Genomic DNA, 26,038 nt, shown 5'->3' on the forward strand with positions numbered 1-26,038 from the left:
TACTACCGCGCCTCCTGGTCGCTGTCCGGGAACCGTGTCGCCCGCATCGGCAGTTGCTCGGCCCGCCACCGGTCCTCCCCCACTGCCTGAACGGCCTGGGAGGTACCCCCACCGTTCTGCCGGGCCGACCGCTCGCTCTGGGCACGTACCGCGGTGTGCGGCCCGTCCCACAGCGTGCCGTCGGTCCGGTCACGCGGATCGGGGTCGATCAGCACCACACCGATCACCGCGATCCGCTGGTCCGCGAGCTGCCTGGCCACGGTGTGCAGCCATGCGGTGCTGCCGTGCCCGGCCCGTACGACGAGCACGGTCCGGGTGCCGAGGTACCGCAGGTCGGTCCACGCCGTACCGGGCGCCACCGAGCCGACGCCGATCCTGCGGTCCTGCTGCGGCACGGCCGCGGCACTCTCGCCGCCGACCACGGCCACGTCTGCCGGCCTCCGGCGGCGCTTGGCCAGCTGCGGGCCGGGCAGCCCGTCGACGACCACCACCGGCCCGTCCGCCGTCAGTGCCCCGGCGAGGTCCAGGGCGAGCCCGCTCGTGCTGCGCGCACAGCCCAGTTCGAGCAGCGACACCGGTTCCGCGGAGCCGCGCGCGGTGCGCGCCAGTGACGTGATGAGCCGTTCGCGGGCCACCCGGACCCGTCGGCGCCGCCACGGCCGGACCGACCGGCGGGGCAGCTCCGCGACGACCGAGGCGCCGAGGTTCGACGCGATCTCCCGGCGCAGCACGGGGCGGTCCGCCACCACCGAGCCGACCGCGGACAGCGCGAGCCCGAGGACCAGCCCGAGGACCAGACCGATCCCGGAGTCGGTGGCAGCGCTCTTGGGCAGGGAGTGCGCCAGGACGCGCGGGTCGTCCACGATCTGCGTACCGGCGACGAGCTGGGGCGTGCCGATCCGCGCCTCCGACGCTCTCTGGCTGAAGTCGCTGATCCGCGAGGTGAGTTCGGCGCGGCGGGCGAACAGCGACTCCAGGTCCGCCGACGCCTTCGGCCCGTTCCCCGGCGATCCGTCCCCGATCGCCTTGTTGACCTGCGCGAGTTCGTCCTGGAGTCGGTCACGCTGGTCGAGCAGGGCCTTGGACTCGGCGGTCGCGGCTTCCTGTATCCGCCGCACATGGTCCGCGACGAACGCTTCGGCCAGCGCCTTGGCCCGGGCCACCGCCTCCGCGTCGGTGTCACCGGTCACGGTGATCTGAAGCAGGTTGTTGGTCAGGCCGAGACCGACGTAGTCCTGCATGAAGTCCTCAGGTTTTTCGGAGGACTTGAGGGTCCGCAGGGCCTGGTCGGCGATCCGCGTGGTCTGGAGCAGCGCGACGTCGGTGCGGATCAGCGTGCCGGGGTCGTTCGGCTGGTCCTCCTGATGCGCGACCAGCACCTTGGTCACCGCGGTCGGCGGCGGCGGCTTCAGCACCGCCACCGACCCGCCCGCGAGCAGCCCCACCAGCCCCACGGAGCACCAGAAGCGGCGCCGCCTGCGCACCGCCACCACCAGCGCCTGCACATCCAGCAGCGGAGCGGCCGGCGACGACTCCGAACTCGTACTCGTCGTCACGCTGAACTTCCCTTCCCGTCGTGACCAACCGCGAGCACCGGCGTGGCGGTATGCCGAGGACGGTCGGCGGACCGCGTCGCAAGAGCCCGGACCGGGCCGGCGAGGACGATGCCCACGACCTCGTGCCCGGCGTCCGTACACGCCTCGGCGAGGCCGGCGAGCTCCGCCGCCGTCCAGCTGCCCGCGCTGAGCACGACCAGGGCACCGGACTCGTCGCCGCGGTCCGGCACCAGCGGGTGGGACATCGGGACCTCCACCGGCCGAAGGAGCGGATCGCTCCCCGCCTCGGCGGCGAGCTGCCCGGCGGCCCGCAGTGCGATCTCGTCACCGCCGGGGACGACCACCAGCACCTGCCGGGCGCCCGGCAGCCGATCCCGCAGCCGGGCACACACCCGCCGGTAGCGGACCTGTCTGCTGGCCTCGTCGCCGGACGCCTGCGGAGCCGGGACGTCCCAGCGGACGTCGACGCCCAGCAGCCGGCGGATCCACCGCGGGCCACGGCCCCGCGGCCGGTCTACGGGCCGTCCGCCCGGTACGTCGACGGTGCCCAGCAGCGCCGAGCCCAACGCCGCGGCGATCTCCGGCTGGGTGCGCAGCCGGCGGCTCATCCGGGCCGCGGTGAGATGACCGATGACCCCGAGCAGCAAGAACAGCAGTGCTCCGGCCACGACGAGCTGGATCCTGGTCGGCGGCGCCTCTCCGGTCGGCCGGGCCGCCGGTCCCATGACGACCATGTGGGCCTTGTTGCCGGCCGGATCGGCCTGGTCCAGCTTGGTCATGGCCGCCTGAAGCGTGGTGCGCAGCTTCTCGAGCTCCGTGCGGGCCTGCACGCTCTCGACGGTCCGCCCCGGATCGGCCGAGTCGGCCAGCTCGGTGATGCGGCGGCTGGTCTGCGTCACCGTCTGCTGAAGCGCCTCGCGCTGCTCCGCCGCTTCGGGGTCGGTGTTGTCGTCCACCACGCGCGCGGCGAACGTCACGAACTGCTGGGCCACCTGGTCGCAGAGCTGCTGCGCGCGCTCCGGGGTGTCGGCCGTGCCCGAGATCTTGATGATGTTCCCGTCGGCGGTCTTGGCACTCACCTGATCCCGCAGCTCGCTGTTGCTGACCCCGCGCCAGTGGAGCGTGGCGGCCGCCTGGTCGACCACCGTCGAACTGGTCGCGAGCTGCTCCTGGGTGAGCAGCTCGCGCTCCTCCCAGGCCCCCGGCAGCAGTACCGACGCCGAGGTCGTGTAGCGCGGCGGAAAGAGCAAGGAGGTGCCGTACCCGGCGAGCGCGCCCACCACCGCGAGGATGGTGAGCAGCCGCCAGCGCCGACGGATGATCCGCCCGATCGTCACCAGGCGTATCGTGTCATCGTTCAACGGTGCGGCCTCCGCCCTGTGCCCGGCCCGGGTCGCCCGCCGCCGCCGGTGTGTCGTCGCCGCAGGCGGCGGCGTAGGCGGCGAGCAGCGACGCCTGCGAGTTGCGCCAGGACAGCGGCCCGCTGATCCGCTCCTGGCCGATCTTGCCCATCAGGGCGCGCTTCTCCGGATCGTCCAGCAGCAGCCCGATGAGCCGCGCGAACTCGGCCTCGTCGTCGGCGGGCGCGTAGACGGCGGCGTCACCGGCGGACACGCGCGCTTCCCGGAGGTCGAAGGAGACGAGCGGCCGGCCCATCACCATGTACTCCAGGACCTTGTTCATGGTCGACACGTCGTTGAGCGGATTGTGCGGGTCGGGGGAGAGGCACACGTCCGCGGTGGACAGGTAGCGCACCAGATCGGCGTCCGGGATGCGCCCGGTGAACTGCACCTGCTCCGAGAGCCCGAGCCGGCGGGACAGCTCCACCATCGCCTCGAAGGTGTCACCGCCGCCGACGAACACCGCGTGCCAGTCGCTGCGCCCGACCTCGTCGCGCAGCTTCGCCAGCGCCCGCAGGGCGTAGTCGACGCCGTCCTGCGGGCCCATCACACCGAGGTAGCACAGCAGATGAGGCTTGCCGCGCTTGAGTTCCGGCTCCGGCGGTACGGGGTGGAAGCGGTCGATGTCGGGCGCGCTGCGCACCACGAAGACGTCCTCCGGCCGCCGCCCGCCGCGGCTCACCGCGACGTCCTTGTAGCTCTCGTTCGTGGCGAGCACGACGTCCGCGGCCCGGTACGTCATCCGCTCCAGCGCGCACACCCCGCGGTAGAGCAGGTCCTTGCCGCGCCCGAACCGGGAGAGGTACAGCTCCGGCACCAGGTCGTGCTGGTCGAAGACGAACCGCGCGCCGCGCCGCTTCAGCCACCGCGCGGGCAGGAACAGCAGATCGGGCGGGTTGCAGGCATGGACCACGTCGACCGGACCGATCTTCCGGGCCAGCCGCAGCGTGTGCCACAGCGCCGATCCGTACTCCCGCAGATAGCCGGCCGGTCCTCCGGTGGCCGCGCGCAACGGGTAGCGGTGGATCCGCACCCCGTCGATCACGGCCTCCGGCTCCGTGTCCCGCTTGCTGCCCTGCGGACAGATGACGTGCACCGTCCAGCCCGCGTCGCGCAGCGTCGTGCACTCCTGCCACACCCGCCGGTCGAACGGCACCGACAGGTTCTCCACCAGGATCAGCGCGCGCCGGTCTTGCCGGTCGCCGCCGGTCGTTCTACCAAGCAAGGCCCACGTATCCCGGTTCGGCCCGGCGCGCCTCGGCGTCGGGAAGGCGGATGAGGTCGACTATCAGCGGGCCGTCGCCCCCGCGGGGGAGTGCCGACAGCACGGCCGGGTCCTTCGTCCCGACCAGGCACACCTCGGCGTGGTCGAGGACCTCCTCGGCGGAGTCCGCGAGCAGTTGCGCGAGGTGCGGCAGCCGGTTCTCGATGTACTCGCGGTTGGCGCCCAGCAGTCGCGACAGACTCACGTTGGCGTCGTGGATCCGCAGGTCGTAGCCCTTGCCGAAGAGCCGCTCCGCCAGCTCGACGAGCGGGCTCTCGCGCAGGTCGTCGGTGCCGGGCTTGAAGGACAGCCCGAACAGGCCCACCTTGCGCCTGCCGGTGCGCTCGACCAGTTCCACCGCGCGCTGGAGATGGTCGGCGTTGGAGGGCAGCACATGGGACAGGATCGGCACCGAGATGTCCGCCCGCTGCGCCGCGTGGACCAGGCTGCGCAGGTCCTTGGGCAGGCAGGAGCCGCCGAAGGCGAAGCCGGGCCGCAGATAGGCGGGGCTGATGTTCAGCTTGCGGTCGGCCAGGAACACGTCCATCACCTGGTGCGAGTCCACCCCGAGCGCCTGGCAGACCGCGCCCAGCTCGTTCGCGAAGCCGATCTTGAGGCCGTGGAAGGCGTTGTCCGCGTACTTGATCGCCTCGGCCGTGGGGATCGGCACCCGGAACACCTCGCCGGGCAGGCCCTCGTACAGGGCCGCCACCACGTCGCCGCTCGCCCTGTCGAGCTCGCCGATGACGGTCTTGGGCGGGTCGAAGAAGTCCCGCACGCTGGTGCCCTCGCGCAGGAACTCGGGGTTGACCGCGACCCCGACGTCCACCCCGGCCGTGCCGCCGACGGACTTCTCCAGGATCGGCACCAGCAGGTTCAGACAGGTGCCCGGGAGCATGGTGCTGCGGAAGACGACCGTGTGCCGCCCGCCCCGCTCGGCCAGCGCGCCACCGATCTGCTCGGTGACCCGCTCCAAGTACGTCGTGCACAGGCTGCCGTTGGGCTCCGAGGGCGTGCCCACGCAGATCAGCGACACTTCGCTGCCCGCGATCGCCTCGCGCACGTCGGTGGTCGCGCGTAATGCCCCACTGCGCACGACGTCGGCTACGAGTTCGCCGATCCCCTCCTCGACCACCGGGGCCTTGCCGTCGTTGACCAGGTCGACCTTCACCTGGTTGACGTCCACCCCGATGACCTCGTGGCCCTGGCCGGCCAGGCACGCGGCCGACACACAGCCCACGTAGCCGAGCCCGAAAACGCTGATCCTCATGACTCGTTCCTCCCCCAGGGCAGGCCGCTCCGGCCTGCCGTCCGCGCCCCTGCCCGACGACGCTCCGCGCGCATCAGTAGGCCCCCTGCCCGTACAGCACCGCACGCAGTGTCTTCCACAGGATCACCGTGTCCAGGGCGAGCGACCAGTCCTCCACGTACCGCAGGTCCAGCCGGACCGCCTCCTCCCACGAGAGATCACTGCGTCCGCTGATCTGCCACAGGCCGGTGAGTCCGGGCTTGACCAGCAACCGCCGCCGGATGTCCGGGCCGTAGGCGGCGGACTCCTCCGGCAGCGGCGGCCGCGGACCGACGAGCGACATCGATCCGGCGAGCACGTTGAACAACTGCGGGAGTTCGTCGATCGAGTACCGGCGCAGCACCGCCCCCACCCGGGTCACCCGGGGATCGCGGCGGAGCTTGAACAGCAGGCCCGCGCCCTCGTTGCGGTCGGCCAGCGCGGCACGTGCCGCGTCGGCCCCGACGACCATGGTGCGGAACTTGAGAATGGTGAACTCGCGGCCGTTCTTGCCGACCCGGCGCTGGCGGTAGAACGCCCCGCCCCGGCTGTCCGCCAGCACGAGCAGGCCGACGAACAGCATCAGCGGCGCGAACAGCAGGATCAGGATCGCCGCGCCCAGCCGGTCGACGATCATCTTGACCGTACGGCGGCCTCCCGTGAAGGTCGGCATGCTCACCCGCAGCAGCGGGATCCCGAGCACCGCGTCGACGTGCAGCCGCGGGCCGGCCACCTCCATCAGCACGGGGGCCACGACCATCTCGGCGTCGCTGCCCTCGAGGTTCCAGGCCAGTCGCTGTAACTTGTCCGGCGACCAGTGCGGATCCGGGGTGACCGCGACGACACGGTACCCGTCGCGGTGGACATGGTTCGCGACGTCCGTCAGCCGGCCGACGACCGGTACTCCGTCCACCAGGTCACCGTCGGGTCCGAGACCGTCCGTCGTGCACACCGCTTCCACCCGCCAGCCGATGTGCGGGAACTTGCGGGTCCGGTGGATCAGGTCGCGCACGGTGGCCAGGCTTCCGGCGGCGAGCACCGGTCTCAGGCATCTGCCTTCCTTGCGCTGCCTGTGCAGCCAGATACGCAGCAGATACCGCGTGATCATGGTGACGAGCGCGATCGCGGGGATCGCGACGAAGATCCAGAGTTTGATGTTGCGCGAGGTCAGGGCGATCCCGCCCAGCGCCAGTACGACGGTCGCCGCGAACAGCGAGCGTCCGAGCCTGCGGAACTCCTCGGCCCCCTGCCCGAGCACGGCCGGAGCCCACGACCGGCTCACCGTGAGGGTCGCCAGCACCAGTAACTCGGTGCCGAACGCGAGAATCCCCCACTTCTCATGCCAGTTGGCCGCGTCCCGGGCCCCGAAGAAGTTGCCTATCGCCGCCACCACGAAGGCGGTGGCCACCATGTCGCTGGTGATCACCGTACGGCGGTACCGCTGCTCCCAGTCGGTTGCCGGTTGGTCGATCGCCCCGGTCGTCAGACGCCCGTGTTCAGACGGAAACGGGCGTACCAGTCCCCCTTGCCGCACAGAACCCCCCAGGTTCCAGTGGGTCGACGTGTTCGCCTAGCACTGACCTTCTCTGTGGGAGGCCCCCGCCTCCCGTGCCGCGCCGTTCCTCCCCGCGGAAGGTCCCGCCCCCCCGCGCATGACATTTCGGCTATTGCAGAGCTATGTGAACAACCCACCCCGGCGACAGCGCACTTGCGTGTCCCGCCAGGCATTCGAGGCACATGGAAGTCCGTCGAAGACCTTGGTGCTCCCCACGACCAAGGCTCCCCCCTCGGACCCCAAGAACCGATCACCCCCACGTCCGGCACCGGAGTCGAAAACGCTCTCTACCCCGTAACGCCGGACCTATGGACCATTGTTGGTCGCCTCGCCTTCGAACAGGTGAAGCACGGTCAATCTAGACCATCGGGGCCAGTCTGAAGAGGGGCATGTGTGGAATTTGTGCTCAGGACTTGGTGTCGGATCGTCGATCGATGACCGTATACAGGTGGTTTGCGCCAACGCCCGCGCCGGCGGCCGGCCCGGCGCCCGGGCGGGGTGTCGATGCGTCAGCGGTCGGTGAGCCGCGGCGGGGCTTGTGCGGCGCATGGGGCGACAGGCCCCGCCGGCCCTCGGCCCCCGGGACGAAGGCCGGGGCGTGGCACCGTCGGTGCCACGCCCCGTGATCGAGAACAAGCCGTATGTGCCGACGGGTCAACCGTCGAGGCCGCAACGGCCGGTTTGGCCGGATCGGCCCGGTCGGTCAGCCGATGCGCGTTCCCGCGCCGCTGACGCGGACCCGGGGATCTCCCGCGCGCAGCGTCACCGTGAGCTCGCCGGGGCGGCCCAGGTCCACGCCCTGGTGCAGGGTGAGGACGGCGTCCTCGGGGGCAAGGCCGAGCTCACGGAGGTACGCGCCGAACGCGGCCGCCGCGGCGCCGGTCGCCGGGTCCTCCACGACACCGCCGACCGGGAACGGATCACGCACATGGAAGACGTCGGCCGACTCACGCCACACCAGCTGGACCGTGATCAGGTCCAGACGGTGCATCAGGGCTTCGAGGCGTGCGAAGTCGTAGGCGAGATCGGCGAGTCGGGCGCGGGTCGCGGCCGCGAGCACGAGATGGCGGGCCCCGGCGAACGCGATGCGGGGCGGGAAGGCCGGGTCGAGATCGGCGGCCGGCCAGTCGAGTGCGGCGAGGGCCTCGTTCAGGTCGGCCTCGGCGATCTCCTCGAGGTGCGGCTCGACGCTGGTGAGCGTGGCCCGCAGCGTCCCGCCCTCCTGGGCCACCTCCACCGGTACGGTTCCGGCCCGTGTGGCGAACACCAGCTCGCCGGGCCCGGTCCGCTCGGCGATCGCGATGGCGGCCGCGACGGTGGCGTGCCCGCAGAACGGCACCTCGGCCTTCGGGCTGAAGTAGCGGACGTCGTACGCCCGTTCCTCCCGGTCGCCGGGACCCGCTGCGGCCGGGGTGAGGAACGCGGACTCCGAGTATCCGAGGTCGGCGGCGATGGCCAGCATGTCGCTGTCGTCCAGGGCGGTGGCGTCCAGGACGACGCCCGCGGGGTTCCCGCCCCCGGGGTCGCTGGAGAAGGCGGTGTAGCGCAGGACTTCGGGACGCGGCGGATTCGTCATGATCTTGACGATACCGAGCGCCCGGCCCGAGCCCGGGACTTACCGCCGGTTCGGGGCGGGGACCGCTCACCCCGAACCGGTGCCCGAATTGAGGTGCGGCCCGTGCGCCCGGCCCCCTAGCCTCGGTCCCATGACCGACGACCGTGCCTTCGTATCCGAGGACTTCGTCGTCCCCGCGGACCTGACCACCCCGCAGTTCCGGCTGGAGCCGCTGGGACCCCGGCACAACGCCGCCGACCACGCTGCCTGGAGCGGCAGCATCGAGCACATCCGCGCGACCCCGGGCTTCCGCGACTGGGGCTGGCCCCCGGTGGACGGGATGTCCCTGGAGGCGAACCTCGCCGACCTGCAACGTCACGCGGACGACTTCGCCCGTCGCCGCGGATTCACCTACACCGTCATCGAGCCGGCCGGCGGCGAGGTGATCGGCTGCGTCTACATCTATCCCTCCCGCAGCGACGACCACGACACCGACGTGCGCTCCTGGGTCCGCGCCGACAAGGCCGAGCTGGACGCACCCCTGTACGCGGCCGTCACCACCTGGCTGACCACACACTGGCCCCTCGGAACCCTCGACTACCGGCCCCGCTGACGCCCGTCCGGCCGGAACGGGGCTACCGGGCGCGTTGTGAGGGCCCTGTCCCGTGGTGTGCGGGGCGGGGACTTGATGCTGTCGCCAGGAGCGCCAGTGCCTCCTTCGTGTTGTGCTCCGCGATGCCCTGCATGAGCGCCCGGTCGGGGAAGTCACCGTCGAGGAGACGCAGTGGACCGGCCACCAGCGACAGGCGCATCGCGAGCTGGTAGAGGTCGAGCCGCCGTGGATCGAGGCCGGGCCGGGCCAGCGCGGGATACCGCTCGCCGAAGCGGAGGCGGAGGAAGACGTGCTCCCATTCGACGTCGAAGTACATCAGGCCCTCGATGTCGATCAGGACGGGGCGCCCCTCGGCGTCGACCAGGACGTGGTCGGGGCCGAGTTCTCCGTGGACCAGTCCGTACTCCGTGCGCGGGCTCACCCGGTCGGCCAGTTCGTACAGGCGGTCGCGCAGTGCGGTGCCGGCTGCCGCGACGCGGCCGTCACGCCCCGCCGCCTCCGCAAGATCTCGCAGGGCGCGGTCGAGGACCCGCTGCTCGCAGGTGACCTCGCCGACGGAGCCGCCGCGCTCCAGCAGGTCCAACCTGCCGTAGTGCGGGCCTTGATGACGGTGCATCACTTCGAGCATGCCGGCGAGCTCGCCCAGCGTCCGCGAGGCGCGCGCGGGATCGGTCGCGAAGAGCGCTTCGAGCGTGCCGCCGCGAACGTCCTCGACCACCGCGACGTCCGCCGGACAGCGGCGCCGGCTGTCATCCGCCAGCAGCAGCCGCGGAACCCGTGCCCCGAGGCTGTCCAAGGTGCGCTGCGCGGTCAGGAAGGGGATCAGTCCGGAGGCCGGCGCGAACGGGTCCGTCGGGTCCGCCTCGCGTGCTGTCGGCCAGTAGTTCTCCGCCTCGGCCCAGCGGTAGACGATCACGCTGGCCGCGCGGGTTCCGTCGAGCCGGACCCGGTACACGCCCTTCTTGCTTCCCCCGCGCAACCGGTCCACCGCGACGACGTGACATCCCGCGCCCAGCGCGTCCCCCACGAGCCCCGACAGGTCTTCGATGTCCCCGAATTGCCGCATCCGCAGAACCTAATCAAGCCGGTGCCGAGCGCGCCATGGGATATCTCCCTCGGTCGCCCAGGCCGAGAGGTGGGCGGGCCTTCGGTAGTGGGCCCGCCCACCCCGGCGATCAGCCGATGGTCACCCGCAGGCGACGATCTCGTTCACGATCCATGCCCCGAGTTCCTCGGTCATGGAGGTGTGTCCTTCGTTGCGGCCGGCGCACAGCATGGCGTCGAGTGCGCTGTCCGCCGGTGTGACCGGGCGGTAGAGCGCCTTCTGGTCGCCGATCTCACCGGCGTCCACGGCGCTGATGCTGGGGATGAAACAGGACGTGCTGATGACGTCCTGGTCCACGGTGTTGCCGAGCAGCGCCATCAGGGCCGCGGCCAGGCCGAAGCTGCCGGTGTCGCCCGCGGGGGACGGCACGGTGAACAGGCCGCCGGGAGCTCCGTCGATGTCGGGCAGCCCGCTGGTGCGAACCGATGTGGCCGCGTCGCCCGTCTGCTGCAGACGCGCGACGACCTGGTCGCCCTGCGCCTGGGTCTTGAGCCATGTGTCGTGCAGCGTGTCACCGTCGCACCTGACCGCGGTCGCGGCGGGCTTGACACCGTTGCCGTTGCCGGTGGCCACACCGTTGGCGACGCCGATCTTGCGGACGCTGCGCGGCCAACCCCCGAGCTCGTCGAGCTTCTTGAGGAACGCCACGCGCTCCGGCGCCTGCGTCGGGGTGGCGCCGACCTTTTCGATGTGCCAGCGAGCCATCTGCCGCGCGGCGGGGCTGTTGAGCAGCCCGGACAGCTGACGCAGGAGGGGACCCACGCCGGGGGAGTCTCCCCACTTGTCCGTCGCGTAGTGCGTGAAGGCCTGGAGGGCGATGGGGAACCAGGCGCCCTGGTGGGGTGTGTCGTACGAGAAGTACAGGGACGTCTCGTGGTCGGGCATGGAGGGGTCGTGCTCCATCCTGGCCAGTGCGCAGCGGGTGACCAGTCCGCCCATGCTGAAGCCGCCCACGGCCAGCTTCGCCCGGCCCACCCGCTCGCCGATGGCCCGGCGGATGCATTCGATGGCGGTGTCGGCGTTGTCCGTGATCGACGCCGTGCGGTCGTCGTAGCCGAGGATGATCACGTCCCGGCCGGCCGCGTGGAGTTCGGAGATGAAGCGGTAGTCGCCGTTCTCCTCCAGGCCGTGCCAGAGTTGGTCGAGGTTGCTGGACCCGCCGGAGAAGCCGTCGGAGAGGATGACGGGCCTGACGAGCTGCCTGCGGTTCAGCGGGCTGTAGTAGATCCAGGCCGTTCCGCCGGCGAGGGACCATACGTCGTGCGGCTCGGGTGCGGGGGGAAACGAGGAGCGGGCCATGGGGGAGACCTGGCCCCAGACGTCGACGACAGGGATCGACATGTTCGGTTGACTCCTTGCGTCTGTCGCGGACCGACCGGAGTGCCCGGTCCCGTCCGCGTGGCGCCGCGAGATCGGCGCCACGCGCAGCATAGTCACGACGAGTATGCAGACGGCCACTCCAAGTAGCCGTACGGGGGTTGCCCGATCACCGGGGGCGACCGTCCCGCCCTGGCGCCACTTTCGCCGGAGACCGGGTCGGATCCCCGGTTGAGGCCGTCGGGGATCGGTTGGACAGTGTGAATCATGAATCGGCACCGGCGCCCGGCGCGAAAGGCCCCATGGATCGCGGGCGGCGCGACGCTGCTCGTCGTGGGCGGCTACGGGATCTGGGCACTGGTGTCGTCCGGCGGCGGAACGCCTCACCCGACGCCGTCGCGCTCCGGCATCCTGTCCCTGCCGTCGATGAGCCCGATACCCACCCGCAAGCCCGAGCCCAAGCCCTCGGGCTCGTCGGCCCGTACGCCGACGGGCACGACGACGCCCCGGCCGACGGCGACGAGCCGGCAACCGGCCCCGCCAGGCTTCACCCCGGGGCCCGTCCCGCCGGTTGTTCCACCGGTCGTACCGCCGGCGCCGACCGGCACCGGCCCGGCCCCACTGGTCGTTCCTCCGCCGCCGACCGGGACCCGTCCCGTCCCGCCGGTCGTTCCTCCGGCACCGACTGCCACCGGTGCCGCGCCGCCGGTCGTCCCGCCCGTCGTGCCACCGGTCATGTCACAGGCGCCGACCGCGACGGGCCCTGTCCCACTGCTCGTTCCACCGGCGCCGAGCGCCACCGGCCCCGTCCCACCGCTCGTTCCACCGGCACCGCCCGGCGTCTCTCCTGTCCCGCTGGTCGTTCCATCGGCCCCGCCCGGCGTCTCTCCTGTCCCGCTGGCCGTTCCGCCGACTCCGACGGGCGTCTCTCCTGTCCCGCTGGCCGTTCCGCCGACTCCGACGGGCGTCTCTCCTGTGCCGATGCTTGTTCCGTCGGTGCCGGCGGGCGTCTCTCCTGTGCCGCTGGCCGTTCCGCCGACTCCGGCGGGCGTCTCTCCCGTACCGATGCTTGTTCCGTCGGTGCCGGCGGGCGTCTCTCCTGTGCCGCTGGCCGTTCCGCCGACTCCGGCGGGCGTCTCTTCCGTACCGCTGGTGGTCCCCCCGGCACCGACTGGCATCGGGCCGATTCCGCTCCGGACCACGGCCGCCCCGTCCGCCGTTCCGTCGGCCGCCCCGTCTGCCGGGCGCACGCCGAGGGCGACGCCGTACCGGAGCGCGACGCCGTACCCGAGCGCGACGCCCACCGGAGTGCCTACCGAACTGCCCACCGCAGCGCCGGTCTCACCCAGGCCGTCGTCCTCGACGACGCGACCGAGCCGCCCGGCCGCCACCGCACCGACTCCTTTCCGGACGCCTGCACCCACCCCCACCCGAACAGCCGAACCAGCCCCCACCGCCACCCTCACCCGAACGGCCGCACCGACGGCACCAGCAACACCGAGGCCGTCGGCCACTGCCGGAGGAGCGGCGACGACGACCTGGGTCACGACCTGGGCGGCGGTGGACGCCGCCCGACGGATGGCCGCTGCCGGAGCCGTCGGCGACCCGGCGTGCTCGCTGGCGGCTGTCGGACCGCCTGACCCGGCTCTGATCCCGCAAGGCGGTCTGATCGAGATCGGCCAATACGGCCCTTACTGGTGCCTGATCTGGTAGGGGTGGCTGTCAAGCGGGGCGTTCGGCCGTGGTTGTGGAGCGGGGCGCGCGGGAAGCGAAGGGCGTGAAGTGCGCGGGGGCATGGTCGATGGGCAGACCGGGGCGCCAGGCGGTGAGGATCTGCGCGCTGCACTCGAACAGGCCGTCGGGCAGCCGGTCCAGGGGATACCACGCCCAGTCGCCGACGCGCTCGCCCGGCTGCGTGTCCGGTTGCCCCTGCCAGGCGTGCACCAGGGCGCCCACCGTGACCCGTACGACGCCGTCGACGTGGTCGACCAGCGTCCCCAGGAGGCTGACGTCGTCCGGGCGGGCGACCAGACCGGTCTCCTCGGCGAGTTCGCGCACTGCCGTCGACTCGAAGGCCTCCCCGGCCTCGACGGTGCCGCCGGGCAGTTCGAGGGTGCCGCGCCGATGGCGGCCCAGCAGCACTCCCTGCTCGCCGAGCAGAACCACTCCGACCCCGACGGCCGCGTGCGGTACCGGGGGCCGGTTGGTGCGGGGGCGGCTGGAAAGGCGTACGGGCGGCAGGTGGGAGCGGGTGGGCGGGCGCTGTCCGTGGACGGTCCGGGCCTGGGTGCCGATGTCCTCGGTGGTCACGGTGTCTCCTTCATGGGTGCTGCGATCCGGCTTCGTGCGTGTGCGATCCGGTTCAGCTGTGTGTGACGAGGTAGGCCGGGCCTTCGCCGAGCCGGGCGCGTTCGACGGCGTCGAGGCGGGTGAACGCACCCGGCGCCATCAACTGCCGCCACGCTGCGAGGTCGTGGACGGCCCACATGTCGTGCTCCGCGGGATCGAGGCGGATCCGGCGGAGCTGGTCGGCGCTCAGGCGCCCTCCGTCGAAGATGAAGCCGACCTTGTTCAAGGGCAGCCGGGGCCCGGCGTGCAGAAAGTGCGTCAAGAGCAACTTCGGTGTCTCCAGGGCCAGTTCTAGCCCGGTCTCCTCGACGGTCTCACGACGGGCGGTCTGGAGAGGATCCTCCGACCGGGTGTCGAGATTGCCGCCCGGGAACTGCCAGTGCCGGGATCCGTACACCGAGCGCAGCTGGACGGGCCGGTCGTGCTCGTCGCGTACGTACAGGCAGCCGTACACCGTGTGGTGGGGCACGGTCTGCACGTACTGCGACGGCGGCATCGGCATGGACCGGCCGGGCCGCGCGGGCCGGTGGTCGAACGCGAAGGCCAGCGGGCCCAGCGCTTCCCGGTCCGGCGGGTAGATGCCGCGGAGCGCACCGAGCAGTTCCTCGCGCGGCGCGTCGGGATCGACGCGTGCCGGATCCTCAGCGTCCAGGAGGTCCTCGAACGAGTCGTACCGGGTGACCCGCTGCACGACGACATCGAGTTCCCGGTCGCTGTCCCGGTCGTGGAAGACGATCGTGTCCCCGGCTTCGACGGCGGCCTTCTCCGGGGTGGCGACGCGTACCTCGACGGTCTTCCGCCCCGACTCCACCTGGCCGTAGTAGCGCCCCAGCAGATGGAAGTGATGCTGGCGCGGGACGGCGGCCCCGGCGGGCTCGATTACGCGGGCGCCGGACGGCATGCCCGGTACGGCGACGGTCAGCGGGCTGTCCGGCGTGGCCGCGCTCCGGAGCGGGCCCCGCAGGAACATGAGAGCCAGCCCCTCGGTGTCGTGACGCTCGGCGGTGGACCAGCGGTTCTGCAGTGCCGCGAGTTCGTCCTCGCCGAGGGCGATGCCGTGCCGCAGGGCCGGGGTGTCGGCGATGAGCGGTGTGATGACCACGAGAGTGCCCCCGGGGCGCAGCTGGTGGCCCAGTGCGTGCAGGGTGCGGTCGCGGGAGGTGAGGAACGGAGCCACGAACCGCAGGGTGATCAGGTCGTATCCGTCGGCGTGCAGGGGGCCCCGGTCGTCGCCTTCGATGTCGAGGCGAAGCCAGCGGACCGCCCCTCCGTAGCGGGCGCCGGCCTCGGCGAGAGCGGTCGCGGACCAGTCGACGGCGTCCACGGAGTAGCCGAGGCCGGCCAGGTGAGCTGCGAGTTCCCCGACCCCGCAGCCGACGTCGAGGGCCCGTCCTTCGGCCGGGGCCGGTGTGTGAGCGGCCAGCAGTAGGCGCTCGCTGTCGCCGAGTCGGCGATAGCGGAGACCGTCGGCGTAACCGCGGTCCCATTCCTCCTGTGTGGTGAACATGTGCGGGCATGTCCCTTCCCGGTGGCGGCGGTCTGCGGACATGTCATTCCCCGGCGGCGGCGGTCTCAAGAAGAGGACGGGCCGACCGGCCCACGACGCACGCTCCGCGGCGGTCGGCGAGATCGCGCACGACCTCGCCGTCCTCCGGACCCGCCGGGCCGGGATCCGGTCAGTGGCCGCCGCTCGGGGGCTCGCAGTTGCTGCCGTCGGGGTAGCCGCCGAAGGCGTCCGCCTTGGTGGAGTCCCTGGTCATCGTGCCCTCCACGCACCAGGGAGAGACGCCGATGTCGATGAGGAAGCCGACCCCGGCGGCCGACCCGCCCTGGTACACCTGCATCTTCCCGGCGGAGTAGCCGAGGCTGGTGAGCGCGCTGCGGACGCTGTCCGGGGCGAAGTCGCCACGCTCGCGCAGCGGTTCCAGCGCTTTCTTGACGCGCGCGACGGCGGCGAGCCCCTTGCAGCGGTTCTGGCCGTGCAGCGGGATGGGCACCCTGAAGCCGTGGTTCTCGGCGTAGTGGTCGACCGGCAACCCGGTCGAGGTGGGAGTGGCGGCGGACGTGGGAACGGTCGGCTCGGGGCTGGGGCTCTCGCCGGGACAGGGGAAGTCGGCCGGTGTGCTGGGCGTGGATATGACGGTCGGCGTCGGATGCGAACTCGGGTACGCGTCGGCGGCGTCCCCGGCCCGCTCGGTTCCGCACCCTGCCGCCGACAGGACCGTCACCGCCAACGTCAGCATCCCGAGCCGGGCTCTCGTCTTCGCTCGCGTCGTCATCCCCCGATCCTTTCCTGCGGGCCGCCGGGCGTCATGAGTACTTCTACTCATGATCGCGCCGTGGCTGTGGCTGTGGCTGTGGCCGTGGCTGTGGCCGTCGGCTCCGCACCGGGCATCGGCACGGTGTCAGAGGCAGGCACTACGGTACGTCACCGTGGACGCTGCCGATCTCGACTACCGGGCCCGCACGCAGGCGGGCTGCATACCGCCGCATCTGGTCTCCCGCCTTCTCGAACTCGGCCATGCCGAGCGCGTGGGGTATTGGGCCGGCCGGGGGGAGTGGTTCTGCGCGCGGGAGTGGGCGCGACTGCTCGGTGAACAGGGCTCGCAGGCCGAGGCGTTGGAGATCCTCGCCCCGTACCGCGCCACGGGCTCGTGGACGGCCACCACGACCACGGCGGAACTGCTGGAGAGCTGGGGACGGGCCGACGAGGCGATCGTGCTGACCCGGAACCGTATGAAGCTCGGGCATCCGCAGGCCTTGGAGTACTACACGAGACTGCTTGCCCGGCACGGCCGCAGCGAAGAGGCGTTCACCCTGCTGCGGCCGTACATCGACGACCGTTCCTTGGCCGCGGCCCTGGTCGACGTGGCGGCGGGCGCCTGCCATGACGAGGAGGCCGCGGCACTGCTCGCCGCCCGGATCCCGGACGGGCACCGTTGCGACAGTCCGTGGTGCTGCCGCGGTCTCGATCCCGACACGGCGATCGGTCTGCTCGCCGTGATCCGTGAACGCCAGGGCCGTATCGACGAAGCGATAGCCCTGCTACGGACCCGGAACGCCACCTCGGTCAACGGCCGCGACCAACTGGCCGACCTGCTGGCCCGGCACGACCGCACCGCGGAACTGCGCGCCTACGCGGAGACCGAGTCGCTGGGGTGCGCCAAGCGGCGCCTTGCGGAACTGCTGGAGGAACGCGGGGACGTGGAGGGTGCGATCGGCGTGTACCGGCAGGCCGACGGCTCCTCCGCCGGCTCGGCCAACATGACGGTGGAGCTCGCGCTGCTCCTGGCGCGGCACGGCCGTGGGGGCGAGGCGATCGAGGTGATGCGGGCCTTGGCCGGTCGGCCTGGCGGGGTCGACGACTGGATTCTCCACGTGCTGTGCACCCTCTGTACCGAAGCGGGCCGCCCCGAGGACGGCCTGGCCCACCTCGACGCTCTCCTGAAGCGCCCTGGCGAGGAGGAGTGGGACCTGTTCTGGATCCGGCTTCCGCTGCTGGCCGCCTGCGGCCGCGTCGACGAAGCGATCGAGCGGGCCCGGGCTCACCTCGAGGGCGGCACTTCGTACGCGGCGCCGCACATCGCCGAACTGCTGGCCGGCGCCGGACGCACCGAGGAGGCCGTCGCGGCCCTGCGACCGCACGCCGCCGTGAACAGCCACGAGTTGGCCGGACACCTCATCGACCTCGGCCGCGTCGAGGAGGCCGTGGCAGTCCTGCACCAGGTCAACCCCACGCCACCACAGCCCTCGGCCATCGCCTGGAGCGAGGAGCCTCCGTTCTGAAGCAGTCGGTAACTTTATTTGTCGTAATCCCATGCGGTAACTAGAGTTGTCGTATGACGGTCTCTGAGATCACTCCGGAAGAGCAGGCAGAACTCGACAAGGCCCTCTATGACGCCTTGAATCCACTGGCCTCGGCCATTCGCTCCCGGCAGACCGGGCTGCCCGTGGGCCGCATGTGGGAAGCGGATCCCGTCGAAGTGGCACTGTCCGTCCTGGCCGCCTGGAAGGTGATGGATGCCGAGGTCAGGCGCCTGACCGCGCATGCGGCAGCAACCGCGGGCTCCTACGGTGCAAGTTACGAGCAGTTGGGGGCGGTCTGGGGCATCACCCGGCAGGGTGCCCGCAAGAAATGGCCCGACGCCGTCGGTCGCCCGGCGCCCGCGGCAACGGGCAGGAGCACGCTCGCGCTCTTCGGGGGGACGGCCGAGCTGATGCAGGCGGCTGCCGGTGACTGGAGCTGGACGGGCAGGGGCGCTGACGGCACATCAGGCCCGGTCGCTGACGCAACGCGATACGCGACAGCGGAAGAAGCAGCAGCCCATGCAGGCGCGTTCCTCAAAGAGCACGCCCTCGACGCCGTCGGCTGCTCCTAGGGCCTGTCGTTTGGATCAGTCCGGCGTCGCGGGTCGGCCGGGCAACAGGTCGGTCATGGCCGGCCTGATCCAAACGAATGGCCCTAGTAGGACTCCTCGGCGGTCCACGGCCAGGCGGCCTCGCGGTCGGCCTCGATCAGGCCGACCAGCCGGAACGCGGCGTCCGTGAGGCCGCCGAAGGTGTGCCGGTGCGGGCCCGTCGGGCCGTGGGCGGGCAGGTACCCCGCAAGGTTCCAGGTGTAGACCGGGATGTCGGGCGGGACCGATTCGGTCGGTTCACCCTGGCAGCAGTGGGCTGCCTGCTCGTCGGTGACGATCAGGACCCGGTCGTGCCCCCGGTAGTGGGCCTGCACCGCCTCCGTGGTGTTGGTGCCGCCCAGATGGTGGAACCGCTTCAGCACCCCGAGCACCGGCTCGCCCGCCTCGAACGGCACCTGCGTGCTGGTCGAGCCGAACTCCACCAGATCCGCCTGCTCGGCGCGCATGGCCACCGCGGTGCCGAACACGGCCGCCGTGTCCGCCCAGTTCAGCTTCGACCGCTCGGAGACGCCGGCGTAGTACATCGAGGCGGACCGGTCCACCAGGATCAGGGTCCGGCCGGGCAGGGGCGGTACGTTGGCCAGGGAGTGGCCCAGCGCCTGCTCCAGCGCGGCGCCCCAGCGCCGTTTCGGCGAGTGCCGGTAAGCGGCCAGATAGCGGAAGGGGAACTGCCGGGACCGGGCCACCTCGGCGGGGTCCGAGAGCCGGGCGGCGACCTGGGCCGCGACATTGTCCGAGACTCCCGCCTGGTCGAAGTTCCGCAGGTTCCGCAGGAGCGCCATCGGCCCCATCGCCGGGATCACGGCCTCCCAGACGGCGGCGTCCAGCGGACCCTGGAGCCAACCTGCCAGTACCTCCCACGTCATGCCCGCCGCGGTCAGCCGTCCGGAGCCGCCCGGTCCGGTCGCCAGGGCACGCCGCTCGTCCGGAGCCGCCTCCATCAGCGTCCGGTGGGCGGTCAGCAGACGGTCGGAGGACGGCGGAACCGCGCGCTCCGGATGGTGGCGGCGGTCCAGGGCGTACCGGAAGAGCGCACCCTGCCAGGGCTTGTCCGGGTCGGGGGAGGCGTGCACCAGGTTGAGCACGTCGCCGAAGCGCAGGCCCTTGGACGGGGTGTCGTATTTGAGCAGGGACCGGGACGTGTACAGACGGCGTACGCCGTCGCCGACGCCCCGCTTCACCGGCTGCGGCACGTTGCGCCCGTACGTCGAGATCCAGTGGGCGAGCAGCTCGCCGGGCTCGTCGGCGCGCTGGAGCACCGAGTCGATCACGGACCGGTTGGACGGGCCCCCGGAGTGCCCGGCCTCGAGCCGGGCGTGTACGTACGCGGCGGCGCCCACCAGGGACGCCGTGCGCATGTTGCCCTCGCCGCGCAGCCAGCGCAGCAGGCCGGCCGTCCACTCGGGGTCCTGGAGGGCGAGTTCACCGACGAGGCGGACGTAGCGGTCGTCCCGTTCCGCACCGCTCTCGTAAAAGGTCTGCTGGGAGACGAAGTTGCCGACCGCGAGGAGGAAGAGCTCCTCGCGGGGCTCCCGGACGAAGGCCCGGCCGCCCTCGTGGGTGCAGACGGGCGGCGAGAACGCGTGCACCGGTTGTGGCGGGGACAGGGAGACGGCGGCCGCCGAGACATGCGGGGCCACGAGCATCTCGGACCAGATCTTGGAGACGCGTGGGGCGTAACGAGGCAGTGAATCCCCCCGGATTCAAAGGAACGGACGGCCCCGGCCGCAAGGGTCGACGGGGCGAAGGCGCCCGCGCCTGCCGAGATCAGAGGTGGCGGCGGCGTCACTTGGTTTCGGAAGAAGTAGCCGCAGCCGAGCGCATCGGAGGCGCGGTCGCGATGCCAACGTACAAGCACCACCGGATCGCGCACCAGCGATTTATGCGGGACCGTGGCCGGCCGGCGCTCGGACGTCAGGCGGGTGGTCGTTTTGGGGGTCCGGCGCGCCGCGATGAGTCCTGCGGACACCGGCGGTCCTACTGTCGAAGCCGCTACGGAGGAGGAGTTGCGATGCGCAGCGTGACCTATTCGATGGGTATGTCGCTCGACGGCTACATCGTCGGGCCGGACGGTGGCTTCGACTGGACGGAGCCTGACGACGAGGTCTTCCGTTTCTGGATCGACGAGATCCGGGACGTCGGTGTGCATCTGCTGGGGCGACGGCTGTACGAGACGATGCTGTACTGGGAGACCGCCGACCAGGATCCGTCGCTGGACGACGCCCAGCTGGAGTGGGTCGCGCTGTGGAATCCGCTCCCGAAGGTGGTGTTCTCGACCACGCTGTCGGAGGTGCAGGGCAGCGCCCGCCTGGCCTCCGGCAGCCTGGTGGAGGAGATCGAGCGGTTGCGGGCCGAGCCGGGCCGGGGCGAGATCGCGATCGGCGGTGCGACTCTCGCCGCCGAGGCGGCCGCGGCCGGTCTGATCGACGAGTACCGGGCCGTGGTCCACCCGGTGCTGGTCGGCGGCGGCATCCCGTTCTTTCCCCGGCACGAGCGCCGGGTGGATCTCGAACTCGTCGAGACCCGCACCTTCGGTTCGAGGTTCGTCTACGTCCGCTACCGCGTGGCGCGCTGAAAGCCGTTCCGCAACCCCGCCGTTCCTCGGGAGGCACACTCAGACGTCGCGGCGCCGCACGGCCAGTACGGCGAGTGCGACCGTGACCAGCGGCCAGAGCGCGTACACGATCCAGGAGCCGGTGACCGTGGCGGTGTAGCCCAGGGACGCGGGGTCCGGCTCCCAGGTTTGGACCAGACGGTTCCAGGCGGCCGACACCAGGCTGTGTTTGACGTCCGCCGACCAGCGGTTGCTCTCCGGGAACATGGTGGGCAGCATCAGCAGGGTGAACACGCTGGTGCCCGTGGTCGCGGCGGCATGCCGGAGCAGCACGCCGAGGCCCAGACCGACCAGGGCACATACCGGAGCCAGCAACGCGGATGCCGCCAGGGCCCGGAACACCCCGGGGTGAGTGACCGGAACGGCGGCACCGTGCCCGTCCAGGACGGCCACATGGACCAGGAAGGAACCGGTGGAGGCCGCCGTGCCGACCGCTGTCCACACGGTGGCGGTGACGGCCGCCTTGGCCAGTACCACCGAGCCGCGGGCCGGGACGGCCACGGTGGTGGCGCGGATCAGGCCGCTGCTGTACTCGCTCACGACGGTGAGGGCACCCATGCAGGCGGCGATGAGCATCAGCGTCCAGTAGCCGGCCGCCGGGTAGGCGTCGAAAGGCCGGAAATCGGCGGGACCGGAGCTCGCGGCCCGGTCCGTCAGTGTGGCCACCGCGGAGGCCCCGAGGACGAACACAAGGGTGAGCGCGATCGTCCACGGTGTGGAGCGCAGCGACCGCACCTTGATCCACTCGGCGGCGAGCAGGTCGCCGAAGCGGGCGGGCGGCCCGGTGGACGAAGCGGCCGGGGAGCGGGAGGCGAGTGTGGTCATCGAGGCTGTCCTGCCGGGTATTCGACGCTGTCGGCGGTCAGGTCCATGAACGCGGCCTCCAACGAGGCGGCACGGGTGGTCAGTTCGCTCAGTCGGATACCGTGCTCGAAGGCCAGCGCCCCGATCCGGTCGGCCGGGAGACCCGTCACGGCGAGCGTCTCGGCTCCCGCCGAGCCTTCCGGCTCGACCGAGGCTCCCGCCGCGGTCAGCAGGGCCGCCAGCTCGGCGGTCCGCGGTGTCCCCACCAGGACACTGCTCCGGGTGCTGCGCGCCGCGAAGTCCCGCAGCGGCTCGGCGGCGACGAGGCGGCCCCGGCCGATGACGACCAGATGGTCGGCGGTGTTCTCCATCTCCGCCATCAGATGGCTGGAGAGGAAGACCGTGCGCCCCTCGGCGGCCAGGCGTCGCAGGAGCCGACGTACCCACAGGACACCCTCCGGGTCCATCCCGTTGATCGGCTCGTCGAACATGAGCACGGGCGGGTCACCGAGAAGGGCGGCGGCGATTCCCAGCCGCTGCTTCATACCGAGGGAGAAGCCGCCGATGCGGCGGTCCGCCGCTTCGGCCAGCCCCACCTCCTGGAGCACCTGGTCCACCCGGCTCCGCGGGATGCCGTTGCTGCGGGCCAGAGCGCACAGATGGGCCGTGGCGCTGCGGCCGCCGTGGACCTGCCCGGCGTCGAGGAGGGCGCCGACGTACCGCAGTCCGCGGGGGCGGCGGTGGAAGGGCACGCCATCGACGGTGGCGGCGCCGGTGGTGGGCGCGTCCAGGCCGAGGATCACCCGCAGGGTGGTGGACTTGCCGGCTCCGTTGGGGCCGAGGAATCCGGTGACCCGGCCCGGCCGGACGGTGAAGGAGAGATGGTCGACGGCGGTCCTGCCACCGAATTGCTTGGTGAGTTCGCATACTTCGATCACGGCACCCACACTGCCGACCGGAGCCCCGTCCGGGCATGGGGCCGTGGGCGGCAATCGTGCGCCCGGACCAGCCCGTGGGCGTACGTCCGCGGACTGATGCCGCGTCGTCGGCGGCCCGGCTAGTCTCGCCGCGTGAACCCCATGACAACTGCTCCTCTGCCTGCGCGCGTTGCGCTGTGGCCCCGTTCCCGGGAGGGCACATCGCCGATGACGACAACCAAGGCCGCGGCCTGGGCGGGGAGCATCTCCTACCTCCTCGTGGTGGGTCTGCTGGTGGGGGCCGCGCCGCGGGCGTCGGGCACGGTCCACGGGATCGGGGCGCTGCTGGCCGTGATCCTGCTCGCCGGCATGGTGCGCAGGATGCCGCTGCCGGCTCTGGCCATGGCACTGTTCGGGTCCACTGTCGTGGTGGTGGGCCCGCCGAGTTCCGGCCGGGAGAGCCTGGCGGCGGCGTACCAGGGCCAGTTCCTGTCGTATCTGGCGGTGGACCTCATGCTGGGTCTCATCGTCGCCACCTGTGAGCGGCGCGCCTCGATCGCTGCCGTGGCCGTGTCGTTCACCGTGCAGCTTCTGGTGATCGCCGGCTTCTCGCACGGGGACGGCCTGGCCGTCAACGAGGTGATCGCCGTCCTGGCCCTGGCCGCGTCCTGCCTTGCCGGTCTGCTGAGCCGCGAGCGCCGCGAGCACGCGGTGGCGCTGCGGGCACAGGAGGTGGCCGAGGCGGTGCTCGCCGAACGGCTGCGGATAGCACGGGAGTTGCACGACATGGTGGCGCACGGCATCGGCATCGTCGCCATCCAGGCCGGTGTGGGCAGCCGGGTCATCCGGACTCAGCCCGCAGAGGCGTGCGAGGCCCTGCGCGCCATCGAGGCCACCAGCAGAGAGGTCCTGTCGGGTCTGCGGCGCACTCTGGTGTCGCTCCGTCAGGCCGACCGGGCCGCGACCACCGAGGCGCGGTCGCCGCTCGCACCGTCGCCCGGTCTGGCGGACGTCGAGCGGCTGGCGGCGGCGACGGCGGGCGCGGGGGTACGCGTCGACGTGCACCGCACCGGGGAGCAGCGCCCGGTGCCGGCCGACATCGATCTGTCCGCCTACCGCATCGTGCAGGAGGCGCTGACCAACGTGGTCCGCCACGCGGGCACCGGGCGTTGCCGCGTGGCCGTCGACTACGGAGACGAAGAACTGTCCGTGGAGATCGTCGACGACGGGCACGGCGTCACCGGCAACGGCCCCGCGCACGGCTTCGGCATCATCGGGATGCGGGAGCGGGCCGCCCTGCTGGGCGGTCACCTCAGCGCCGGACCACGCCCCGGAGGCGGCTTCCGGGTGGCGACCCGGCTGCCGCTGCCCGCAGTCGTCGCGGCCGTGGTGGAAGCCCGATGACCGTCCGGGTGGTACTCGCCGACGACCAGCCGCTGGTGCGCTCCGGTCTGCGCGTGCTCATGGCCGACCACAGCGATCTGGAGGTCGTAGGGGAAGCCGGCACCGGCGCCGAAGCAGTCCGACTGGTCGGCGAACTCGGCCCCGATGTCGTGGTCATGGACATCCGGATGCCAGGCATGGACGGGATCGAGGCCACCCGCCTGATCACGACCGGACGGGCGGCGACCACCCGCGTCCTCGTTCTGACCACTTTCGACGAGGACGACCACGTCTATGGCGCGCTCCGGGCCGGTGCGAGCGGCTTCGTGGTCAAGGACATGGCGCTGGACGACATCCTCGCGGCGATCCGCGTGGTCGCCGCCGGCGACGCGCTGATCGCGCCGGGTGTGACGCGTCGTCTGATCGCGAACTTCGTCGGGCGCCCGGTGCCGGTCCCTGCGCTCTGCCCTCGGCCGGTCGAGGGCATCACCGAGCGGGAGCGGGAAGTACTGACCCTGGTCGGCCGGGGCCGGTCGAACGCCGAGATCGCCGAAGACCTGTACATCACGGTGGCCACCGCCAAGTCGCACGTCTCCCGCCTGCTCACCAAACTGGGCGCCCGGGACCGGGTCCAACTCGTAATCACCGCCTACGAGACGGGGCTCGTCACCCTGTCTCGCTGATGCCGTCACCGGCCCTCACGGCGAAGCGGGAACTCCCGGCAGGCTGTCACTCCCGGTGCTCTCGCATGCCATGATCGGTGACGTACGGAGCCCGACCGAAGGGAAGGACATCATGCCCGCCTATGCGATAGCGCACCTGCAAGAGGCCACCCCGGTCCCCGAGATCGCCGAGTACATCGAGCGCATCACCGCCACCTTCACCCCGTACGGCGGCCGATTCCTGGTACACGCCTCCCAGCACGAGGTGAAGGAGGGCAGCTGGCCCGGGCACGTCGTGGTGATCGGCTTCCCCGGGATCGCCGAGGCGCGGGCCTGGTGGGACTCGCCCGCGTACCAGGAGATCGCACCACTGCGCTCACGGCACATCGAGGGCGACATCATCCTGGTCGAGGGCGTTCCCGAGAACTACGACGCGGCTACGACCGCCAAGACGATGCGGGAGAGCCTGCCGGCCGAGTAGGCCCAGGTCCGGGCCCGGCGCAGCGGTGCCGGGCCCGGGTCCCAGGACGCGGAGCGTCCCGTCCGGGCGGAATTTCCCCCTGCGAACAATTGACAGGTGTCTCTCAGTCTCCGGCGACGCAATCCACAGCGTCCGCTGGTCGACTTCGACGGCGCCGCTCCTGGCGGCGCCGCCGGCCGCCCCACCGCTCGTTCGTATGATGCCGGGCATGGCGCGATTCGAGGATCTCTGCGGCTCCCTGTGGGACACCGACGGCGAGGCCGTCGTCCAGCCGCCGCTGACGGACCGGGCGATCGCGGAGGCCGAGCGGCTGCTGGGCGTCACGCTCCCCGCCTCCCTGCTCGGCCTGCTGTGCCATCGCAACGGGGGCGTGGTAGCGCAGAGTTGGGACGCGTTCCCGACGAGCGGGCCGACCTCGTGGAGCGCCGACCATGTGCCGTTCGACTTCGTGATGGGCATCGGGGGCCGCGAGGACACGCTCTCCCTGCTCCACAGCCCGTATCTGGTCGCGGAGTGGGGACTTCCGGCCGACGTGGTCCTGGTGTCCGCCGCCGGCGGGGCGTGCTTCATCGGGCTCGACTACCGGGCCTGCGGCCGGCACGGCGAACCCCCGGTCGTCTGGTTCGACGCGGACCGCGAAACCGAGCTGGCCCTCGCCCCGGACTTCCGGTCCTTCGTCGAAAGGCTCGTCCCATCGGCCGACTTCGAGAGCGAGGACGAGGAAGAAGCCCCCGACTGAGCCCGGCCGACGCCAGGG

General features: G+C 71.7%; 21 protein-coding genes and 2 pseudogenes. 8 read left to right on the forward strand and 15 right to left on the reverse strand.

Annotation, left to right across the window (positions count from 1 at the left end; translation table 11 throughout):
- Window positions 1-2: 2 nt before the first annotated feature.
- From ACZ7OY_RS33590 to ACZ7OY_RS33615, 6 genes and pseudogenes are all read right to left on the reverse strand, one after another.
- Entirely contained in the window at window positions 3-1,556 is a 1,554-nt protein-coding gene (locus ACZ7OY_RS33590) for a Wzz/FepE/Etk N-terminal domain-containing protein (RefSeq protein ID WP_471914950.1), read from the reverse strand.
- On the reverse strand, window positions 1,553-2,917 hold the full coding sequence (locus ACZ7OY_RS33595) for a Wzz/FepE/Etk N-terminal domain-containing protein (protein ID WP_471914951.1): 1,365 nt from the start codon (window positions 2,915-2,917) through the stop codon (window positions 1,553-1,555). Before ACZ7OY_RS33595 ends, ACZ7OY_RS33590 begins: the two co-directional genes overlap by 4 nt.
- Window positions 2,914-4,181 (reverse strand): annotated as a pseudogene (locus ACZ7OY_RS33600) (glycosyltransferase family 4 protein). The gene ACZ7OY_RS33595 and the pseudogene ACZ7OY_RS33600 overlap by 4 nt, the downstream one beginning before the upstream one ends.
- Window positions 4,171-5,490 (reverse strand): nucleotide sugar dehydrogenase, encoded by a 1,320-nt coding sequence (locus ACZ7OY_RS33605; protein WP_471914952.1) that lies wholly within the window; start codon window positions 5,488-5,490, stop codon window positions 4,171-4,173. Before ACZ7OY_RS33605 ends, ACZ7OY_RS33600 begins: the two are co-directional and overlap by 11 nt.
- A 73-nt stretch (window positions 5,491-5,563) precedes the next feature.
- On the reverse strand, window positions 5,564-7,042 hold the full coding sequence (locus ACZ7OY_RS33610; protein WP_471914953.1) for a sugar transferase: 1,479 nt from the start codon (window positions 7,040-7,042) through the stop codon (window positions 5,564-5,566).
- A 724-nt stretch (window positions 7,043-7,766) separates the two neighbouring features.
- Window positions 7,767-8,639 carry a PhzF family phenazine biosynthesis protein gene (locus ACZ7OY_RS33615; RefSeq protein ID WP_471914954.1) on the reverse strand — a complete coding sequence of 291 codons (873 nt, stop codon included), beginning with the start codon at window positions 8,637-8,639 and terminating at the stop codon, window positions 7,767-7,769.
- Window positions 8,640-8,769: 130 nt separating this feature from the next.
- Here ACZ7OY_RS33615 and ACZ7OY_RS33620 point away from each other — a divergent pair, with 130 nt between their 5' ends.
- Complete coding sequence (locus tag ACZ7OY_RS33620) at window positions 8,770-9,231, forward strand: GNAT family N-acetyltransferase (RefSeq protein ID WP_471914955.1); 462 nt, start codon at window positions 8,770-8,772, stop codon at window positions 9,229-9,231.
- A gap of 22 nt (window positions 9,232-9,253) precedes the next feature.
- On the opposite strand, the gene ACZ7OY_RS33625 is transcribed toward ACZ7OY_RS33620, so the two are convergent.
- From ACZ7OY_RS33625 to ACZ7OY_RS33650, 6 genes and pseudogenes are all read right to left on the reverse strand, one after another.
- Window positions 9,254-10,297, reverse strand: coding sequence for a phosphotransferase family protein (locus ACZ7OY_RS33625; RefSeq protein WP_471914956.1), 1,044 nt, complete (start codon window positions 10,295-10,297; stop codon window positions 9,254-9,256).
- A gap of 120 nt (window positions 10,298-10,417) precedes the next feature.
- Window positions 10,418-11,677 carry an esterase/lipase family protein gene (locus ACZ7OY_RS33630; RefSeq protein ID WP_471914957.1) on the reverse strand — a complete coding sequence of 420 codons (1,260 nt, stop codon included), beginning with the start codon at window positions 11,675-11,677 and terminating at the stop codon, window positions 10,418-10,420.
- Between the two features lie 359 nt (window positions 11,678-12,036).
- The gene (locus ACZ7OY_RS33635; RefSeq protein ID WP_471914958.1) at window positions 12,037-13,200 is read right to left on the reverse strand and encodes a hypothetical protein; all 1,164 of its coding nucleotides are present in this window, start codon (window positions 13,198-13,200) and stop codon (window positions 12,037-12,039) included.
- Between the two features lie 175 nt (window positions 13,201-13,375).
- Window positions 13,376-13,888 (reverse strand): annotated as a pseudogene (locus ACZ7OY_RS33640) (nucleotide triphosphate diphosphatase NUDT15); the annotation flags it as partial.
- A 127-nt stretch (window positions 13,889-14,015) separates the two neighbouring features.
- A complete protein-coding gene (locus ACZ7OY_RS33645; RefSeq protein WP_471914959.1) occupies window positions 14,016-15,509 on the reverse strand; it encodes a methyltransferase domain-containing protein in 1,494 nt (497 codons plus the stop codon).
- Window positions 15,510-15,678: 169 nt separating this feature from the next.
- Window positions 15,679-16,281 carry a hypothetical protein gene (locus ACZ7OY_RS33650; protein WP_471914960.1) on the reverse strand — a complete coding sequence of 201 codons (603 nt, stop codon included), beginning with the start codon at window positions 16,279-16,281 and terminating at the stop codon, window positions 15,679-15,681.
- A gap of 154 nt (window positions 16,282-16,435) precedes the next feature.
- Here ACZ7OY_RS33650 and ACZ7OY_RS33655 point away from each other — a divergent pair, with 154 nt between their 5' ends.
- Window positions 16,436-17,788, forward strand: a complete 1,353-nt coding sequence (locus ACZ7OY_RS33655; RefSeq protein ID WP_471914961.1) for a tetratricopeptide repeat protein — start codon at window positions 16,436-16,438, stop codon at window positions 17,786-17,788.
- A 53-nt stretch (window positions 17,789-17,841) separates the two neighbouring features.
- Window positions 17,842-18,381 (forward strand): hypothetical protein, encoded by a 540-nt coding sequence (locus ACZ7OY_RS33660; RefSeq protein WP_471914962.1) that lies wholly within the window; start codon window positions 17,842-17,844, stop codon window positions 18,379-18,381.
- An 83-nt stretch (window positions 18,382-18,464) separates the two neighbouring features.
- Here the strand turns inward: ACZ7OY_RS33660 and ACZ7OY_RS33665 are convergent, their stop codons facing one another.
- A complete protein-coding gene (locus ACZ7OY_RS33665; protein WP_471914963.1) occupies window positions 18,465-20,066 on the reverse strand; it encodes a TROVE domain-containing protein in 1,602 nt (533 codons plus the stop codon).
- Window positions 20,067-20,431: 365 nt separating this feature from the next.
- Between ACZ7OY_RS33665 and ACZ7OY_RS33670 the strand changes: the two genes are divergently transcribed.
- Window positions 20,432-20,995 carry a dihydrofolate reductase family protein gene (locus tag ACZ7OY_RS33670; protein WP_471914964.1) on the forward strand — a complete coding sequence of 188 codons (564 nt, stop codon included), beginning with the start codon at window positions 20,432-20,434 and terminating at the stop codon, window positions 20,993-20,995.
- Between the two features lie 39 nt (window positions 20,996-21,034).
- On the opposite strand, the gene ACZ7OY_RS33675 is transcribed toward ACZ7OY_RS33670, so the two are convergent.
- Window positions 21,035-21,859 (reverse strand): ABC transporter permease, encoded by an 825-nt coding sequence (locus ACZ7OY_RS33675; RefSeq protein ID WP_471914965.1) that lies wholly within the window; start codon window positions 21,857-21,859, stop codon window positions 21,035-21,037.
- Window positions 21,856-22,776 (reverse strand): ATP-binding cassette domain-containing protein, encoded by a 921-nt coding sequence (locus ACZ7OY_RS33680; protein WP_471914966.1) that lies wholly within the window; start codon window positions 22,774-22,776, stop codon window positions 21,856-21,858. The genes ACZ7OY_RS33675 and ACZ7OY_RS33680 overlap by 4 nt, the downstream gene beginning before the upstream one ends.
- A 207-nt stretch (window positions 22,777-22,983) precedes the next feature.
- Here ACZ7OY_RS33680 and ACZ7OY_RS33685 point away from each other — a divergent pair, with 207 nt between their 5' ends.
- From ACZ7OY_RS33685 to ACZ7OY_RS33700, 4 genes are all read left to right on the forward strand, one after another.
- A complete protein-coding gene (locus tag ACZ7OY_RS33685) occupies window positions 22,984-24,159 on the forward strand; it encodes a sensor histidine kinase (protein ID WP_471914967.1) in 1,176 nt (391 codons plus the stop codon).
- Window positions 24,156-24,821, forward strand: coding sequence for a response regulator (locus tag ACZ7OY_RS33690; RefSeq protein WP_471914968.1), 666 nt, complete (start codon window positions 24,156-24,158; stop codon window positions 24,819-24,821). The genes ACZ7OY_RS33685 and ACZ7OY_RS33690 overlap by 4 nt, the downstream gene beginning before the upstream one ends.
- 112 nt (window positions 24,822-24,933) lie before the next feature.
- Window positions 24,934-25,281 carry a DUF1330 domain-containing protein gene (locus ACZ7OY_RS33695; RefSeq protein WP_471914969.1) on the forward strand — a complete coding sequence of 116 codons (348 nt, stop codon included), beginning with the start codon at window positions 24,934-24,936 and terminating at the stop codon, window positions 25,279-25,281.
- A gap of 208 nt (window positions 25,282-25,489) precedes the next feature.
- Window positions 25,490-26,020: an SMI1/KNR4 family protein gene (locus ACZ7OY_RS33700; protein ID WP_471914970.1), complete on the forward strand. Its 531-nt coding sequence runs from the start codon at window positions 25,490-25,492 to the stop codon at window positions 26,018-26,020.
- The last annotated feature ends 18 nt before the right edge of the window (window positions 26,021-26,038 follow it).

The organism is Streptomyces sp. NPDC107559 (assembly GCF_055657365.1).